Origin of the sequence: Streptomyces sp. NPDC048479 (assembly GCF_040651435.1) — a bacterium.
Taxonomy (GTDB): Bacteria; Actinomycetota; Actinomycetes; order Streptomycetales; family Streptomycetaceae; genus Streptomyces.
The window spans coordinates 399158-414966 of record NZ_JBEZKA010000004.1 but is presented as its reverse complement, the minus strand read 5'-3'; the positions used below and the strand labels follow the sequence as shown (position 1 = coordinate 414966).

13 protein-coding genes are annotated in these 15809 nt (G+C 69.7%); 2 read left to right on the top strand and 11 right to left on the bottom strand.

What is annotated here, in order from left to right:
* Positions 1–20: 20 nt before the first annotated feature.
* The 10 genes from AB0D12_RS09480 to AB0D12_RS09435 form a co-directional block, all read right to left on the bottom strand.
* Positions 21–413 (bottom strand): cytidine deaminase, encoded by a 393-nt coding sequence (locus tag AB0D12_RS09480; RefSeq protein ID WP_362678730.1) that lies wholly within the window; start codon positions 411–413, stop codon positions 21–23.
* Positions 410–1672 carry an ABC transporter permease gene (locus AB0D12_RS09475; RefSeq protein WP_362678727.1) on the bottom strand — a complete coding sequence of 421 codons (1263 nt, stop codon included), beginning with the start codon at positions 1670–1672 and terminating at the stop codon, positions 410–412. The genes AB0D12_RS09480 and AB0D12_RS09475 overlap by 4 nt, the downstream gene beginning before the upstream one ends.
* On the bottom strand, positions 1672–2784 hold the full coding sequence (locus AB0D12_RS09470; protein WP_362678724.1) for an ABC transporter permease: 1113 nt from the start codon (positions 2782–2784) through the stop codon (positions 1672–1674). The genes AB0D12_RS09475 and AB0D12_RS09470 overlap by 1 nt, the downstream gene beginning before the upstream one ends.
* Positions 2781–4331, bottom strand: a complete 1551-nt coding sequence (locus AB0D12_RS09465) for an ABC transporter ATP-binding protein (protein WP_362678839.1) — start codon at positions 4329–4331, stop codon at positions 2781–2783. Before AB0D12_RS09465 ends, AB0D12_RS09470 begins: the two co-directional genes overlap by 4 nt.
* A gap of 242 nt (positions 4332–4573) precedes the next feature.
* On the bottom strand, positions 4574–5617 hold the full coding sequence (locus tag AB0D12_RS09460) for a BMP family ABC transporter substrate-binding protein (RefSeq protein ID WP_362678721.1): 1044 nt from the start codon (positions 5615–5617) through the stop codon (positions 4574–4576).
* A gap of 218 nt (positions 5618–5835) precedes the next feature.
* Positions 5836–7056 carry an amidohydrolase gene (locus tag AB0D12_RS09455; RefSeq protein WP_362678836.1) on the bottom strand — a complete coding sequence of 407 codons (1221 nt, stop codon included), beginning with the start codon at positions 7054–7056 and terminating at the stop codon, positions 5836–5838.
* Between the two features lie 218 nt (positions 7057–7274).
* Complete coding sequence (locus AB0D12_RS09450; protein ID WP_362678718.1) at positions 7275–8435, bottom strand: hypothetical protein; 1161 nt, start codon at positions 8433–8435, stop codon at positions 7275–7277.
* A gap of 127 nt (positions 8436–8562) precedes the next feature.
* Positions 8563–9486, bottom strand: a complete 924-nt coding sequence (locus AB0D12_RS09445; protein ID WP_362678715.1) for an N-acetylneuraminate synthase family protein — start codon at positions 9484–9486, stop codon at positions 8563–8565.
* A 13-nt stretch (positions 9487–9499) separates the two neighbouring features.
* A complete protein-coding gene (locus tag AB0D12_RS09440; protein WP_362678712.1) occupies positions 9500–10879 on the bottom strand; it encodes an N-acylneuraminate cytidylyltransferase in 1380 nt (459 codons plus the stop codon).
* A 50-nt stretch (positions 10880–10929) separates the two neighbouring features.
* Positions 10930–12312, bottom strand: a complete 1383-nt coding sequence (locus tag AB0D12_RS09435) for a DUF6716 putative glycosyltransferase (RefSeq protein ID WP_362678710.1) — start codon at positions 12310–12312, stop codon at positions 10930–10932.
* A 188-nt stretch (positions 12313–12500) separates the two neighbouring features.
* Between AB0D12_RS09435 and AB0D12_RS09430 the strand changes: the two genes are divergently transcribed.
* Both AB0D12_RS09430 and AB0D12_RS09425 read left to right on the top strand, forming a co-directional pair.
* Positions 12501–13484, top strand: a complete 984-nt coding sequence (locus AB0D12_RS09430) for a glycosyltransferase family 2 protein (RefSeq protein ID WP_362678707.1) — start codon at positions 12501–12503, stop codon at positions 13482–13484.
* Positions 13484–14851 (top strand): polysialyltransferase family glycosyltransferase, encoded by a 1368-nt coding sequence (locus tag AB0D12_RS09425; RefSeq protein ID WP_362678704.1) that lies wholly within the window; start codon positions 13484–13486, stop codon positions 14849–14851. The genes AB0D12_RS09430 and AB0D12_RS09425 overlap by 1 nt, the downstream gene beginning before the upstream one ends.
* 229 nt (positions 14852–15080) lie before the next feature.
* On the opposite strand, the gene AB0D12_RS09420 is transcribed toward AB0D12_RS09425, so the two are convergent.
* Positions 15081–15755, bottom strand: a complete 675-nt coding sequence (locus AB0D12_RS09420; protein WP_362678701.1) for a TetR/AcrR family transcriptional regulator C-terminal domain-containing protein — start codon at positions 15753–15755, stop codon at positions 15081–15083.
* Positions 15756–15809 lie beyond the last annotated feature (54 nt).

Genomic DNA, 15809 nt, shown 5'->3' with positions numbered 1-15809 from the left:
CGGGCGGGAGGGCCGCGGTGTCAGCGCAGATGCCCCGGCCCGAAGGCCTGCGGCAGCATCTCGGACAGCGGGAGAACCCCTTCCGGGGTCTCCAGAAGCAGCTCGGGGCCGCCGAATTCGTACAGCAGCTGACGGCACCGGCCGCACGGCACCAGGCTCTCGCCCCGGCCGTCCACGCAGGTGAAGTGGGTCAGCCGGCCGCCGCCCGTCGCCTGGAGCTGGGAGACCAGACCGCACTCGGCGCACAGGCTGAGCCCGTACGAGGCGTTCTCGACGTTGCAGCCGACGACCGTGCGGCCGTCGTCGACGAGCGCAGCCACGCCGACCGGGAAGCCCGAGTAGGGGGCGTACGCGTGCGACATGGCCTCACGCGCCCGCTCGCGCAGAGCGTCCCAGTCGACGGCCGCCGTCACGTGCCTTCGCCCTTCCGGTACGGCATGCCATCAGCCTTGGGCATTCGGAGCCGCTGCGCGGACAGCGCCAGGACCAGCAGCGTGGTGATGTACGGAGCGGCGTCCACGAACTGGCTCGGCACCTCGTTGGTCAGCAGGTACCAGGCGAACAGCAGGGCCGAGGCGGCCGCCGAGATCACCGCGGGCACGTACTTCTTCTTGTACAGCTGCCAGATGACGACCAGCACCAGCAGGATCGCCAGCAGCAGCAGCATCGCGTGGACGTTCTCGGCGCCGCCGCGCAGCTTGAGGCTGTCGGTGAAGCCGAAGAGACCGGCACCCAGCGCCATGCCGCCCGGCATCCAGTTACCGAAGATCATCGCGGCGAGACCGATATAGCCGCGGCCGCCGGTCTGGCCCTCCTGGTAGATGCCGGTGGACACGATCGCCAGGAAGGCGCCCGCGAGGCCCGCCAGACCGCCGGAGACGGCGACGGCGACGTACTTGTACTTGTAGACGTTGACGCCGAGCGACTCGGCGGCGACCGGGTTCTCACCGCAGGAGCGCAGCCGCAGACCGAAGGCGGTGTGCCACAGGATCCAGGTGGTGGCCGGGATCAGCAGCAGCGCGACGACGGTCAGCAGCGACAGGTTGGTCACCAGGCCGCCGATGACACCGGCGAGGTCCGAGATGAAGAACCAGTGTTTGCCCTGCAGATCCTTCATCCAGTCCGACAGCCCTGGAATCGTGATCGAGGTGATCGGATCGATCCGCGGGGACTGCTTGGAGGAGCCGCCCGGGGCCTCGGCGAAGGTGAAGTTGGACAGATAGCGGGTGACGCCGACGGCCAGGATGTTGATGGCCACACCGGAGACGATGTGGTTCACACCGAAGGTGACGGTGATGATCGCGTGCAGCAGACCGCCGAGCGCACCGCCGAGGATGCCGACCGCGACACCCGTCCACGGACCCCATTGGTAGCCGGCCCAGGCGCCGAACCAGGTGCCGAGGATCATCATGCCTTCGAGACCGATGTTGACCACGCCCGAACGCTCCGCCCACAGGCCGCCGAGGCCGGCGAGACCGATCGGGATGGCGAGCTGAAGCGCGCCGGAGACCTGGCCGACGGAGGTGAGGTCCTCGGCACCGCTGAGGATGCGTACCAGCGAGACCAGGGCGAGCGCACCCGCGATGATCAGCAGGACGACCGGGGTGGACAGTTTGCGGCGGGCGCTCTTCTTGGGTGCCGCGCTCACTGCGGAGACCGTGCTGGTGCTCATTACGCCGCCACCTCCTCACGGTTCTTGCGGGCTGCCGCGGCGAGCTCGTCGCCCACCTTCTGCTGCTGGCGGCGGATCCCGTAGCGGCGGACGAGTTCGTAGCTGACGACGACCGCGATCACGATCAGGCCCTGCATGATCGTGGCGATCTCGCTCTCATAGCCGTGCTGGTCGAGCGTCGCGGACGCCTTGTCCAGGAAGGCGATGAGCAGCGCGCTGAAGAAGATGCCGATCGGGTTGTTGCGGCCGAGCAGGGCGATGGTGATGCCCGTGAAGCCGATTCCGGTCGGGAAGCTGAGGCTGTACGTGTGGGTGTCGCCCAGCAGCGTCGACATACCGGCCAGACCCGCGACGGCACCCGAGATCAGCATCGCGGTCAGGATCATCTTCTTGGCGTCGACACCGGAGGCCGCGGCGGCGCTCTCACTGGCGCCGGTGGCACGCAGATCGAAGCCGAAGCGGGTGCGGTTGAGGACGAACCAGTAGACGATGCCGAGCGCGAAGGCGACGAACGTGAAGCCGTAGATCTCTCCGCCGTCACCCATGGTCAGGCCCGGGAACCAGCCGGACTCCGGGATGTCGCCGGTCGTCAGGTCGTTGGAGCCTTCCGGCTGGACACCGAGGTTGTCCGGCAGGATCAGCCAGGCGATCAGGCTGGTGGCAATGGCGTTGAGCATGATCGTGGAGACGACCTCGCTCACTCCGCGGGTGGTCTTGAGGATGCCTGCGATACCGGCCCAGAAGGCGCCGGTCAGCATCGCGACGAGCAGGATCAGCGCGATCTGCAGCGGGCCCGCCAGGTCGACGCGCGCGCCGACCAGCGCGGCCACCATCGCGGCGAGCCGGTACTGGCCGTCGACACCGATGTTGAAGAGGTTCATCCGGAAGCCGACGGCAACGGCGAGGGCCGCCAGGTAGTACGTACCGGCCTGGTTGATGATCAGGACCTGTACGTCGACGTACCCGGCGTTCTCGATCATCAGGCTGTACGGCTCGAACGGGTTGCGGCCCGAGGCAAGCAGCACCACGGAGGTGAGTGCGACGGCGACGGCCAGCGCGAGCACCGGGCCGGCGAGGGCCAGGATCACCCGGTCCTTGTCGAATTTCTTCATCGGGCCTCGTCCTCTTCGCCCGCGGCGGAGCCGCTGTCAGTTGCTTCGAGATGGCCGGTGGCCGCGCCGGTCATGGCGGAACCCAGCTCCTCCGGAGTGATGGTGGCAGGGTCGGCGTCCGCGACCAGCCGGCCGCGGTACATGACCCGCAGGGTGTCGGAGAGCCCGATCAGCTCATCCAGGTCCGCGGAGATCAGCAGCACCGCCAGGCCCTCATGACGGGCCTCCCGGATCTGGTCCCAGATCTGCGCCTGCGCGCCGACGTCCACACCGCGGGTGGGGTGGGCGGCGATCAGCAGCTTGGGCTTGTGGCTCATCTCGCGGCCGACGATCAGCTTCTGCTGGTTGCCGCCGGAGAGCGAGGCCGCGGTGACCTCGATGCCGGGGGTGCGGACGTCGTACTCGCGCACGATCCGCTCGGTGTCGCGGCGGGCTGCCTTGATGTCGAGGAGGCCCTTCCTGCTGTTGGGCCTCTCGGTGACATGGCCGAGGATGCGGTTCTCCCAGAGGGACGACTCCAGCAGCAGGGCGTGGCGGTGCCGGTCCTCGGGGATGTAGCCGATGCCGTCCTCGCGGCGCTTGCGCGTCGGGGCGTGCGAGATGTCCTCGGCGTCGAGCGTGATCACGCCGCCGTCGGGGTCGCGCATACCGATGAGCGCCTCGATGAGCTCGGTCTGGCCGTTGCCCTCGACACCGGCGATGCCCAGGACCTCACCCTTGTGAATGGTGAGGTTGATGCCGGCGAGGACCTCGCGGACGACGCCGTCGGGGTCGGTAGCGGTCAGCTGCAGGTCCGAGACCTGGAGCATGGGCACATCGGTGACCGTCGACTCACGGGTCTCGGGCGAGGGCAGTTCGCTGCCGACCATCAGCTCGGCGAGCTGCTTGGTGGTGGTGTTCGCCGGGTCGGCCGTGCCCACGGTCGTACCGCGGCGGATGACGGTGATGTCGTCGGCGACCGACAGCACCTCGCCCAGCTTGTGCGAGATGAAGATGACGGTCAGGCCCTCGGCCTTGAGCTCGCGCAGGTTGTCGAAGAGCGCGTCGACCTCCTGAGGGACGAGCACGGCGGTCGGCTCGTCGAGGATCAGGATGCGGGCGCCGCGGTAGAGGACCTTGAGGATCTCCACACGCTGGCGGTCGGCGACACCGAGGGTCTCGACCAGGGCGTCGGGGCGCACGTTCAGCCCGTACGCGTCCGAGATCTCCCGGATCTTGTTACGGGCCTTGTTGCCGATGCCGTACAGATTCTCGCCGCCGAGAACGACGTTCTCCAGGACGGTGAAGTTGTCGGCGAGCATGAAGTGCTGGTGCACCATGCCGATGCCGCGGGCGATGGCGTCGGCCGGGGTGCTGAAGCTGACCTGGTCGCCGTCGATGGTGATGGTGCCCTCGTCCGGCTTCTGCATGCCGTAGAGGATCTTCATCAAGGTCGACTTACCGGCACCGTTCTCGCCGACGAGGGCATGCACGGTGCCCTTGCGGATGGTGATGTCGATGTCGTGGTTGGCGACGACGCCGGGAAAGCGCTTGGTGATGCCGTGCAGTTCTACGGCGGCGGGCGGGCTTGACGCGTTGATGACGCACTCTCCTTGGCGGAAAGGAGCGGGAAGCAGAAGGGCAGGAGCAGGAGGCAGGGCGGGGGCGAAGCTATCGCGCCAGTGAGGCGTCTACGCGCGTAGCGCTGCCAAATCGTAAAAGATGTGGTGCGAAATACGGCCCGAGGGCCAGGAAAGGCGGCAGCGCCTGCCTTCCCGGGCCCCCGGGACTCACGTCGTGGCCAGTGGCCTTACGGCGTGGTCTTGACCGTGATCGTGCCGTCGGTGATGCCCTTCTTCGCCTTCTCCACAGCGGCGGTGAGGTCCGTCATCTTCTTGTACTCGGGGTTGGAGTCGGCCAGGCCGACACCGTCCTTGTCGAGACCGTAACGGACCTCGCCGGACTGCGGCTTGCCGTCCTTCACGGACTTGATCAGGTTGAAGACCGCGTCAGAGACGTCCTTGGTCACCGAGGTGAGGATCTTCGCCTTGTACTTGGCCAGACCGGCCTGGTTGTACTGGTCCGAGTCCACGCCGATGGCCCACTTGCCGGCCGTGGCGGCAGCCTCGATCGAGCCGGAGCCCGCGAGACCCGCGGCGTGGTAGATCACGTCGGCGCCCTTGTCGAGCTGGCCCTGGGCAGCGGCCTTGCCGAGGTCGGGCTTGGAGAAGCCGTCGAAGTTCGGCGGCTGCGTCAGGTACTGCTTGAGCACCGTGACCTTGGGGTTGGTGTCCTTGACGCCCTGGGCGAAGCCCGCCTCGAACTTCTTGATCAGCGGAACCTCGACGCCACCGATGAAGCCGACCTTGTTGGTCTTGGTGGCCTTGGCGGCGGCGACGCCGGCGAGGTACGAGCCCTGCTCCTCGTTGAAGACCATGTTGGCGATGTTCTTACCGGTGACCGAGGTGTCATCGATGATGCCGAAGGTGGTCTTCGGGAACTTCGGCGCGACCTTCTTGATGGCCGGGGCGTAGGAGAAGCCGACACCGATGACCGGGTTGTTGCCGGCGCGGGCGAGCTCGGTGAGCCGCTGAACCTTGTCGGCGTCCGACTCACCCTCGGTGGGCTCGTCCTCGCTGCCCTTGACCTTGAGTTCCTTCTCCGCCTTCGCCAGACCGGCGTAGGCGGCGTCATTGAAGGACTGGTCGCCGCGACCACCGATGTCGTACGCGATGGCGGCGCTGTCCTTGGCGGAACCGGCGTCCGAAGACGTCTTTCCGCCACACGCGGTGGCGGTGAGTGCGAGAGCCGCGGACGCAATGCCCACGGTGGCGATTCTGGTGATCCGGCGCAAGAGGAGGGTCCCTTCAAGACTGACCGAGAGCGCCTCTTCCGGCGCTGGTTTTGCGGCGATCGTAACGCGCGTAGATGTCAGTTAAAGACCTGTTCATCAGTCGTTATCGGATCGTCGCGAACAAGCCACGAGCCACGCGCGCCGCAGCGACCGACATTTCAACGTACACCCATGTCGGTGCGTCGCCCGGCCCCAATACAGGGCCGGGCGATGTCTCCTCAGGTGCGCTGCCCGTCCAGCAACGCGGCCGCTGTGAACAGCTCCACGCCGACCGCGATCGCGCGCTCGTCGGCGTCGAAGTCGCCGCGGTGCAGATCACGCCGGGCGGTGTCACCGGGCGTCCGGACGCCGAGCCGCGCCATCGCGCCCGGAACGTGCTCCAGGTACCAGGAGAAGTCCTCGCCGCCCAGACTCTGTTCGGTGTCCTCTACGGCGTACGGTCCCCGGCGTGCGATCTGCGCGTCGCGCAGCAGCTCGGTCACGTCCGGGTCGTTGACCACCGGCGGGACTCCGCGAATGTAGTTGATCTGCGACTTGGCCCGGTGCAGCGTCGCGATCTCGTCGATAGCGGCATGCACCAGATCGGGGGCGGCGCGCCAGCCGGGCAGATCCAGGCAGCGCACGGTGCCGGACAGTTCGGCGTGCTGCGGGATGACGTTGCAGGCGTGACCGGCCTCGATGCGGCCCCAGGTGACGGCGAGCCCGGAGCGGGCGTCGACCCGGCGGGCGAGCAGGGCCGGAACCTCGGCGGCGACCTTCGCGACGGCGGTGACCAGGTCAGTGGTCAGATGCGGGCGGGCGGTGTGGCCGCCGGGGCCGTCGAGGGTGATCTCGAGCCGGTCGCAGGCGGAGGTGATGGGGCCCGGCCGCAGCCCGATGACTCCGGCGTCGACCTTGGGGTCGCAGTGCACCGCGATGATCTTGCCGACGCCGTCCAGTACGCCGGACTCGATGGCGTCGGACGCACCACCGGGCAGCACCTCCTCGGCGGGCTGGAAGATCAGCCGGACCGGCTGCGGAAGCAGCCCCTGCCGGTCGAGCTCGGAGAGGACGAGCCCTGCGCCCAGGACGGTGGTGGTGTGCACATCGTGCCCGCAGGCGTGCGCCCGGTCCGGAACGGTGGAGCGGTAGGGCACGCCGGTCTTGGTGTCCGGGATGGGCAGCGCGTCGATGTCGGCGCGGATCGCGAACAAGGGACGTACGCCGTCCCAGGAGCCGATGTCACAGATGAGCCCGGTACCGGTGGCGAGCACCCGGGGCTCGAGGCCGGCCTGCTCGAGGCGCGCCTTGAGCACGGCGGTGGTACGGAACTCCTGGTTGCCGAGCTCCGGGTGCATGTGCAAGTCGCGGCGGAACTCGATCAGTTCAGCGCGCAAGGACTCGGACAGCGTGCCGGGCAGCACCTCGCCGGGTTGCTCGGCTTCGGAATCGCGGGACATCAGTTGGTTCACCTGTTGAAGAGTAGGCCCAGGCATGCCCCGACTGACCACTGATCAACAAAAGATCAGCCCGATAGGGTGAGGAAAGGCGGCCGCGAGGTGCATGGTTGTCCACCCCTGTGGGTAAGCTCACTCCTCTTCTCGACCGAGAGTCAACCGGCGATCCCCGAAGCAGGGGATTTCGGGGTCACGGTGCCGGCCGCCGCAGTGCGCGCCGCTCATGCCGGAGCGGGCAGCCGATGCACATCCCGGGCGGTCCCCGTCACCCCGGCCAGGAAGCCCTGGGCCCGCGGGGACGCGCTGTCCCTGAGCCACTCCGGGGCGATGTCACAGACCGCGACTTTGACGCCCGTGCCCGCGAGGGCGAGCGGGAGCGTGTGGACCACGGTGGACGGGAAGCTGAGGACCGTGCCGCCGATGGGGCCGCGGCGGGCGATCAGTTCCAGCGGCAGATCCGGGCGGACGATCTCCAGGCCGGTCTCGACGGCGAGGCGGTGGAGTTTCTCCGAGCTCTCTCGGCGGTGTGCGAAGTAGCGGGTGGCGCCGTGCGTACGGGCCAGGGCGCCGACGGCCTCCACATACTGGTCCGGGTCGACGACGCCCGTCTCCACGAGAGATGTGCCGACGAGGTCAGCGCCCCGGGTGATCCTGGGCGGTCCGAAGCGGGAGCGGGTCCAGGCGAACCGGTTGGCCGTGACCGTGACGCCGGGCGGCGGCTCGACCGGCATCGAGGTGAAGACCTCGACCTTGCGGGTCCTGGACGGGGTGAGCCGGCGCCGCGCCAGAAAGGTGACCGGCGCGAGGACCAGTTCGCGGGGGCTCCGCCTGCCGCGCCGGTGCCAGCGCACCAGCTTCTCGCCGCGCGCCAGCTGGGCGACGAACTCCATGGTGGCAGTGCCGTCGTCGACCACGGTCAGATCCTTGCTGCGGACGAGGGTCAGCAGCAGCTGTACGTACCGGGAGAACGGGTCCCCTATGACGATGCGCTCGGCGCGGTGCAGCATCGGGCCCAGCTCGCGCAGCGTCTTCAGCGGCGCACCCGCCCCGCCGCGTGCCTCCTGCCAGCGCACCGTGTACCCCTCGTCGCGGGCCAGCTCCGCCATCCGGCGCAGCTGGCCCCGCGACATGGGGTCGGTCGGCGACAGGACGACGACGGTGAGCTCGGTGGGGGCCCAGGACGTCCCGGCCCCCGGCGACGCGGTCCGGTCTGTCCCTGCCCGGCCGGTCCCTGTCCGGTCTGTCCCTGCCAGGCCGGTCCCTGTCCGGCCCGCCGGCTGTGCCGGGAGACCTGGCAGCGTCGGCGGCGCGCCCGGCCGTGCGTGGGCCCACTCCAGGACGTTCAGGAGCTGGACCGGACTCTCGACGAAGGCGAGATTCACTGAAGTTCACCTCGTGATGCCGGGCAGGCCTGCCGGCCGGCCGGCCTGCTGGTGGTCCGGGAGCCCGCCGCGGAGCGGCTTTCGGGGGCCACGGCCCCCTGCAAGGCACAGCACGGCAGCAGGCATGTCAGACCGCGGCCGGCTCACGGTCGCCGGCCTCGGCGACGACACCCGCGACCCGGCGCAGCTTCTTCATCGGGGCGAGCTCGGACTCGTAGACCTTCTTGACGCCGTCGCCGAGCGCGGTCTCGATGGTGCGGATGTCGCGGACCAGCCGCTGCAGGCCGCCCGGCTCGACGGAGGCCGCCTGGTCGGAGCCCCACATGGCGCGGTCAAGAGTGATGTGGCGCTCGACGAAGGCGGCGCCGAGTGCAACCGCGGCGAGGGTGGTCTGCAGGCCGGTCTCGTGGCCGCTGTAGCCGATCGGGACGTTCGGGTACTCGGCCTGGAGGCTGTTGATGACGCGGAGGTTGAGCTCCTCGGCCTTCGCCGGGTACGTCGAGGTGGCGTGGCAGAGCAGGATGTTGTCGCTGCCGAGCACCTCCACCGCGTGCCGGATCTGCTTCGGCGTGGACATGCCGGTGGAGAGGATGACCGTCTTGCCCGTGGCGCGCAGGGAGCGCAGCAGCTCGTCGTCGGTCAGCGAAGCGGAGGCCACCTTGTGGGCGGGGACGTCGAACTTCTCCAGGAAGGCGACGGCCTCGGTGTCCCACGGCGACGCGAACCAGTCGATGCCGCGCTTCTTGCAGTGCTCGTCGATCTGGCGGTACTCGTCCTCACCGAATTCCACGCGGTGGCGGTAGTCGATGTACGTCATCCGGCCCCAGGGAGTGTCGCGCTCTATGTCCCACTGGTCGCGCGGGGTGCAGATCTCCGGGGTGCGCTTCTGGAACTTGACCGCGTCACAGCCGGCGTCGGCGGCGGCATCGATGAGCGCGAAGGCGTTGTGCAGGTCGCCGTTGTGGTTGATGCCGATCTCACCCGTGATGTAGACGGGGTGACCGGGGCCCGCGGTCTTGGTGCCGAGGGTGCGCAGACGGGACGTGCTCATGAGGGGTGGTTCCTTACTTCTCGGGGGAGTTGTGGGAGGTGGCAGGGGTGACAGAGGTGCCGGTGGTGTCTTGAGGGGTGTTTTCAGGGGTGTTTTCAGGGGTGTTTTCGGGGGTGTTTTCGGGGGTGTTTTCGGGGGTGTTTTCGGGGGTGTTGAGCGTCGGGCCGAGGAGCCAGGCGGCGATCTCTCGGATCGCCCCCTCGCCGCCGCGCGTGGTGGTGACGGCACGCGCGGCGGCACGTACGGAGCCGTGCGCACTCGCGACGGCCACGGGCCAGCCGACGAGGTGGAAGCACGGAAGGTCGTTGACGTCGTTGCCGACGTAGAGCACCCGCTCCGGCGCGATCCCCTGCTCCTCGCACCACTGCTTCAGCGCGAGGTCCTTGCGGTCGATGCCGTGCAGGACAGGGACACGGAGCTTGCGGGCGCGGGCGGCGACGACAGGGTTCTGCTCGGTGGACAGGATCAGCAGTTCCAGGCCTGACCTGCGCAGATGGGCGATGCCTAGGCCGTCGCCGCGGTGCACGGCGACGATCTCGCGCCCGTCGGCGTCGATGAGCACCCGGTCGTCGGTCTGGGTGCCGTCGAAGTCGAGCACTACGGCGTCGATGTCCTCGCGGGTGGGCAGCGCGGGGGTGTCGAGCAGGGGCGCCAGCGCGCGGGCCCTGGCCAGGTCGTGCGGGTCGTCGACCTCGAGGACGCGCGCGGGGTCGGTCCGTACGAGCGCGGTACGGCCGAAGAACCGGTGGCCGGCCTCGCGGAATCCGGTGGCGGACATGGCGTACGCGGCCCCGGTCTCCAGGAAGTCCTGCGGCCGGTCCTGGCGGCGCGGCCGGAAGGACGCGTCGTGGTTGACGCCGTAGCCGGAGGTGCGGTCGGTGTCGACGAGCAGCGCGGTGGCGCCGCCGACGCGCTGAGCGCCGATCGCGGCCGACTCCGATGCGGGCGACGTGTCCTCCTCGCGCCAGACGAAACCGTGGAAGGGGGCGACGGTCACCGCGCTGTCCGCGCCGCCTTCGAGGACCGCGGCCGCCACACCCTCGACGTCTTCGCGCGCCAGGAAGGGGCTGGTGCACTGGATGAGCAGGACCACGTCCACCGACGTGCTGTGCATCGCCTCGTACGCGTCCATCGCGTGCAGCACCGCCGCCTCGCTGGTCGCGGTGTCCCCCGCGATCGCGGCCGGCCGCAGCACCACTTCGGCGCCCGCGTGCCGGGCCGCCTCCGCGATGTCCGGGTCGTCCGTGGAGACCACGACATCGGTGACGTGCGGTGCGGCGAGGCTCTCGCGCACGGCGCGCGCGACGAGCGGCACTCCGCCCACGGGGGCCAGGTTCTTCGCCGGAACGCCTTTGGAGCCGCCACGGGCGGGGATCACGGCGAGTACGGTCATCTGCGCTCCTGAGTACGGGAGTTGAGGTGAGGCACCGGGGCGCGTGCGGATCACAGCTCGCCCATCCGGCGGATGATCGGGGCGACGCGCTGCACGCCGTGGCGGTACGCGCCGCGCGCCGCGTTCCGTATCGCGTCGCGCACCACACGCCGTACGCCGGTGATCTCGGCGGCCGGGGCCGCGCCCGGCAGCGGAGTGCCGTCGGGGCCGAGGTGGTGGCGGGCGAGGATGCCGGGGAGATAGCCCGGGGCGGTGGCGGGCGTGTAGTACGGCGCGAGCGGCGGGAGTGCGGGGCTCTGCAGCAGCTCGGCGACGCGCTTACGGGCCGCGTCGAAGGCCGTGTCGTACGCGCCGTCCGCGGCCACGCCCTGCCTGACCAGCCAGTCGGGGTCGGGCGCGGGGCGGTGGCCGCCGTCGAGCCGGTCCCAGGGGGTCAGCAGCCCGGAGCCGAGGAAGTGGTGGTTGCCGAGCGCCTCGCGCACACCGAGGTCGGTGAGGACCGCGGTGGGGATGCTCCGGTGCAGCGATTCGAGCGCGGCGGTGGAGGAGACGGTGACCAGCAGGTCGGTGCGATCGAGGACGTCGCCCATATGCCCGTAGACCAGCTTGAAGTTGGGCGGCAGTCCGCCCGGCAGCTTGTCGGCGAGCTTCTGGTACGGGAGCTCTTCGAGGTGCGTGGTGTGCTCGCCCGGCTTGGAGCGCAGCTTCAGCAGCACCTCGCGGCTCGGGTGGAGACGGGCGTGCTCGACCAGGCGGCGCAACAGATAGGTGCGGTCGGCGCGGGATTCGGGCACCGAGGGCTGAGCGGCGAAGACGACGGTGTCGCGGCCGTTCTGCGCCTCGTAGGGCGCGCCGCCGAGGAAGGGCAGCGCGGCCTCGGTGACGGACGAGGCGTCGGCGCCCACTCCCTCGTACACCGCGCGGAAACGGTCCGCGTCGTGGCGGGAGTTGGCGAGGACGACGTCCGCTCCGTGCCGCAGCAGGAGCCCGTCGGCGAGCTTCTCGTAGACGACGCCGACATAGCCGGTGACAACGACGGGCCGGCGGGGCAGCCGGAGTGCGGCGAACCCGTGCAGCATGGCCTGGACCGCGCCACCGACGAGGGCGAGTACGACCACGTCGTACTGCTCGTCCTTCATCGCCCGCAGGAACTCGTTACCGGTCACCTCGCGCAGCTCGTCGGCGCGCACACCGACCTCGGCGAGCTGGCGGGCCGTGGGGGTGGCCCGGCCGCGCAGCAGAAAGCCGCTCAGCTCGACTGAGTCCGCGGAATCGACGGCGTCGGCCGCATCCGATGAGCCGGCGGAACCCGACGAGCAGCGCGGGACGTCGTGCGCGGCGATACGGCGCGCGGTGAGCGCACCCCATTTCCACCGGGTGTCGGAGTCGGCGAGTACGGCGACCCGTACGGCCTCGCTGGTACTTGATGGCACGCCGAGGACGTTAGAAAGGCATTCCGTTTGACGGCCCAACTCGACCGCAACAGCTGGTTAACAGAGCGTCTACGGTTGGCGATAAGGCCGATGAATCAACCTGGTTAACAAAGTCGCCGCTCTGCGTTCACCTGTCATCTCTCCCGGCGTCAGTACGAATGCCGGGTGCCGGCCATAGCGTCACGCGGGTGGTTAAGCTCTCCGTCATCGTGCCGTTCTACAACGTGCAGACATACGCACCCGACACCCTCAGAAGCCTCCAGGCGAACGCCCGCGAGGACTTCGAGTTCCTGCTTGTCGACGACTGTTCGACGGACGGGACACCGGAGATCCTCGAGCGCGCGGAGCGCGAGGTTCCGGGGGTTCGCCTGATCAGACATGAACAGAACGGCGGGCTCGCCACCGCGCGCAACACCGGCCTCGACGCCGCGACCGGGGAGTACCTCACCTTCCTCGACGGCGACGACTGGCTGGCCCCCGGCCACTACGAGCGGCTGCTCGCCGCCATCGAGGACCTGGGCTGCGACTTCGTCCGTACGGACCATGTGCAGTGCACGGCCAGGGCCCGTACGGTCCATCGCGTCCCGGTCGGCCGGCGCGGCGAGGTGCTGCGGCCGCGCGACGCGATCCTGCCCGCCGACCGCTCCACCGGCGTCGACTACCCGATGGCCTGGGCCGGGATGTACCACCGGCGGCTCGCGGAGCGCGGACTGCTGCACTTCACGCACGGGCTGCGCACCGCCGAGGACCGGCCGTGGATCTGGCGGCTGCACCGCGAGGCGGAATCCTTCGCGGCGATCAGCGGGCTAGGAATCTTCTACCGGCGCGGAGTGGCTTCTTCGCTCACTCAGATCGGAGATATCCGGCAACTCGATTTCATTCGCGCATTCGACCAGGTGATCGAAGAAACGGCGAAGGATCCGGATTCCGAACGACTGCTGCCAAAAGCCGTACGCACCTACTGTGCGGTTATTTCCCACCACTTGGGGTCAGTGGAGAGGTTCGAACCGCCTGTGGCGCGGAAATTGCGTGCGATGAGTGCGGCGGCGCTGAGGCGGATGCCGCAGGACGTTCTGAAGGACGCGCTCGACTCGATGGACATCGAGCGTGCGTCGCGGCTGCGCAGGCTGCGTCGCCGCCCCGCCCCTCTCTCCACGGAGGCCGCGGCCTGATGCGTACGACCCAGATCTTCCTCGCGTCCTCGCTGTACGGGGCCGCCACGCTGGCCGCTGCGCTGGACAGCGGCTGCTTCGCGCCGGCGGACCGGCGGCTGCTGCTGGTCGCCAACAACGCCACGACGCCGGAGACCTCGCCGGCGCTGGACGAGATGCCGGGCTTCGAGCAACTGCGCGGCCGCTTCGACGGCGTGCTCTCCTGGAACGAGGCCATCTCCCCTTTCCACCCGGGCGGCTGGGCCCCGCGGCCGGACGACGCGCCGCTGTGGGAGCGCCATCTGCGGCTGCTGTGGGATCTCGGTGACGACCGGATCGAGCTGGCCGTCGAGTCCATCCAGGTCAATCCGGCGCTCGCCGTCGCGCAGCTCTTCCCGGACGCGGCGCTCGATGTCTACGCGGACGGGCTGATGAGCTACGGCCCCACCCGCAACAAGATCGACCCGCTGGTCGGCGAGCGCGTGCGCCGGCTGTTCCATCTGGATCTGGTGCCGGGCCTGAAGCCGCTGCTGCTCGCGGAGTTCGGGGCCGAGCCGCAGATCGTTCCGACGGAGGCCTTCGTCAAGGTCGTCGCAGAGCTCTCCGACGGCGTTACGGACCCGGCGTCCGACGCGGTGTCCGCCGAGGTGTCCGCCGAGGTGTCCGCCGAGGTGTCCGCCGAGGGCGAGGGCCCGGTACTGCTGCTGGGCCAGTATCTGGCGGCGCTGGGCATCATCACGCCCGCGGAGGAGGAAGCCCTCCATGTCCGGATGGTGCGGGGCGCGGTCGCGCTGGGCCACCGCCGGATCGTCTTCAAGCCGCATCCCACCGCGCCGGCCTCCTGGACGCGCACGCTGGAGCGCGAGGCGGCGGCGCTGGAGGCGGAACTGACCGTCCTGGACCGGCCGTTGATCGCCGAGGTGCTCTACCGCCGGCTGCGCCCCGCGCTGGTGGCCGGCTGCTTCTCGACCGCGCTGTTCACGGCGAGCACGTTCTACGGCATTCCCGTGGCCCGTATCGGCACGGAACCGCTCCTGGACCGGCTCACGCCGTACCAGAACAGCAACCGGGTGCCACTGACGATCGTCGACGCGCTGCTGCCGGATCTCGCCGACGGCGCGGCCGGTGCGCCCAAGGAGGCCGACGACATACTGACCGGCCTGGTCAGCGCGGTCGGCTTCGCGATGCAGCCGCAGCTGCGGCCGGATCTGCGGGCGGCGGCGGAGAGCTATCTCGGCCGCAACCTCAACAACCGCACCTGGCGCTACTTCAAGCGCCGCAGGCTGACGGTGCTCGGGCTGCCGGGCGGCATCCCGGTGCCGCGCAATGCGACGGTACGCCGGGTGGTGCGGAGGGCGCGCCGCCTCAAGCGGGTGGCACTCGGATGACCCCTGGGGCTCGGCCCCGGGCCCCGCACCTCAATCGCCGGCGAGGCTCCCGTTGGGGCTCCGCCCCGGACTCCGCTCCTCAAACGCGGAGGGGCTGAAATGTCCCGTCGGCGAGGCTGGGACTCCCGCCCGGGAAAACCCAGCCCGTCCGGCGATTGAGGACACTCCCCCTACGCCCTGAGGGCGGGGGGCCCGGAAGGGCGTCCGGGGCCTGGGGGCTTGCCCCCAGTTACGGGAAGGGGCGGGCAGGGGAAATACCCCCCGGGCTCAGCAGCACCTGTTCGATCCCCGCCACCACCGCCGCGAGCCCCGCCTCGAACGCCGCCTCATGGTCTGCGAAGACCTCCTCGCCCACCGCCACGGCGAGGGGGTACTCCGCCAGCCGCTCGGCCCGGGCCACCAGGTCGTACCCCTCCGCCCCGGTCGCCGGGTCGGGCCCCATCGACTGCTCCTCGATCACATAGCCGATCGTGTAGCTGTACGCGGTGAACCAGGCGCGGGCCGCCGCGCCCGGCGTGAAGCCCGCGCCGGTGAGGATGCGCAGATGCGCCTCCATCGGGCCGGCGTAACTGTTGTCGGTGAAGTGCGTGCCGCTGTAGACCTTGGCGCCGTCGCGATAGCGCAGCAGATGCTCGCGCAGCCCGCGCATGGCCCCGGCGAGGCTCTCGCGCCAGTCGGCAGCCGGTTCCGCCGCCAGCAGGTCGGCCGCCATGCGCCGGACCATCTCGGTCGCCATCTCGTCGAGCAGCGCCTGCTTGTCCTTGAAGTGCCAGTACAGGGCCGGCGCCTTGACGTCGAGCTCCTTGGCGATGGCGCGCAGCGTCAGCCCTTCGAGTCCTACTTCGTTGAGCAGGCGCAGGGCGGTGCGCGCCACCCGGATCCGGTCGAGTCGTTCCGTAGCCACGGTGCCAACCTACCCGTCACCCTTGACAACTTAACAACGTTAAGGACACCCTTT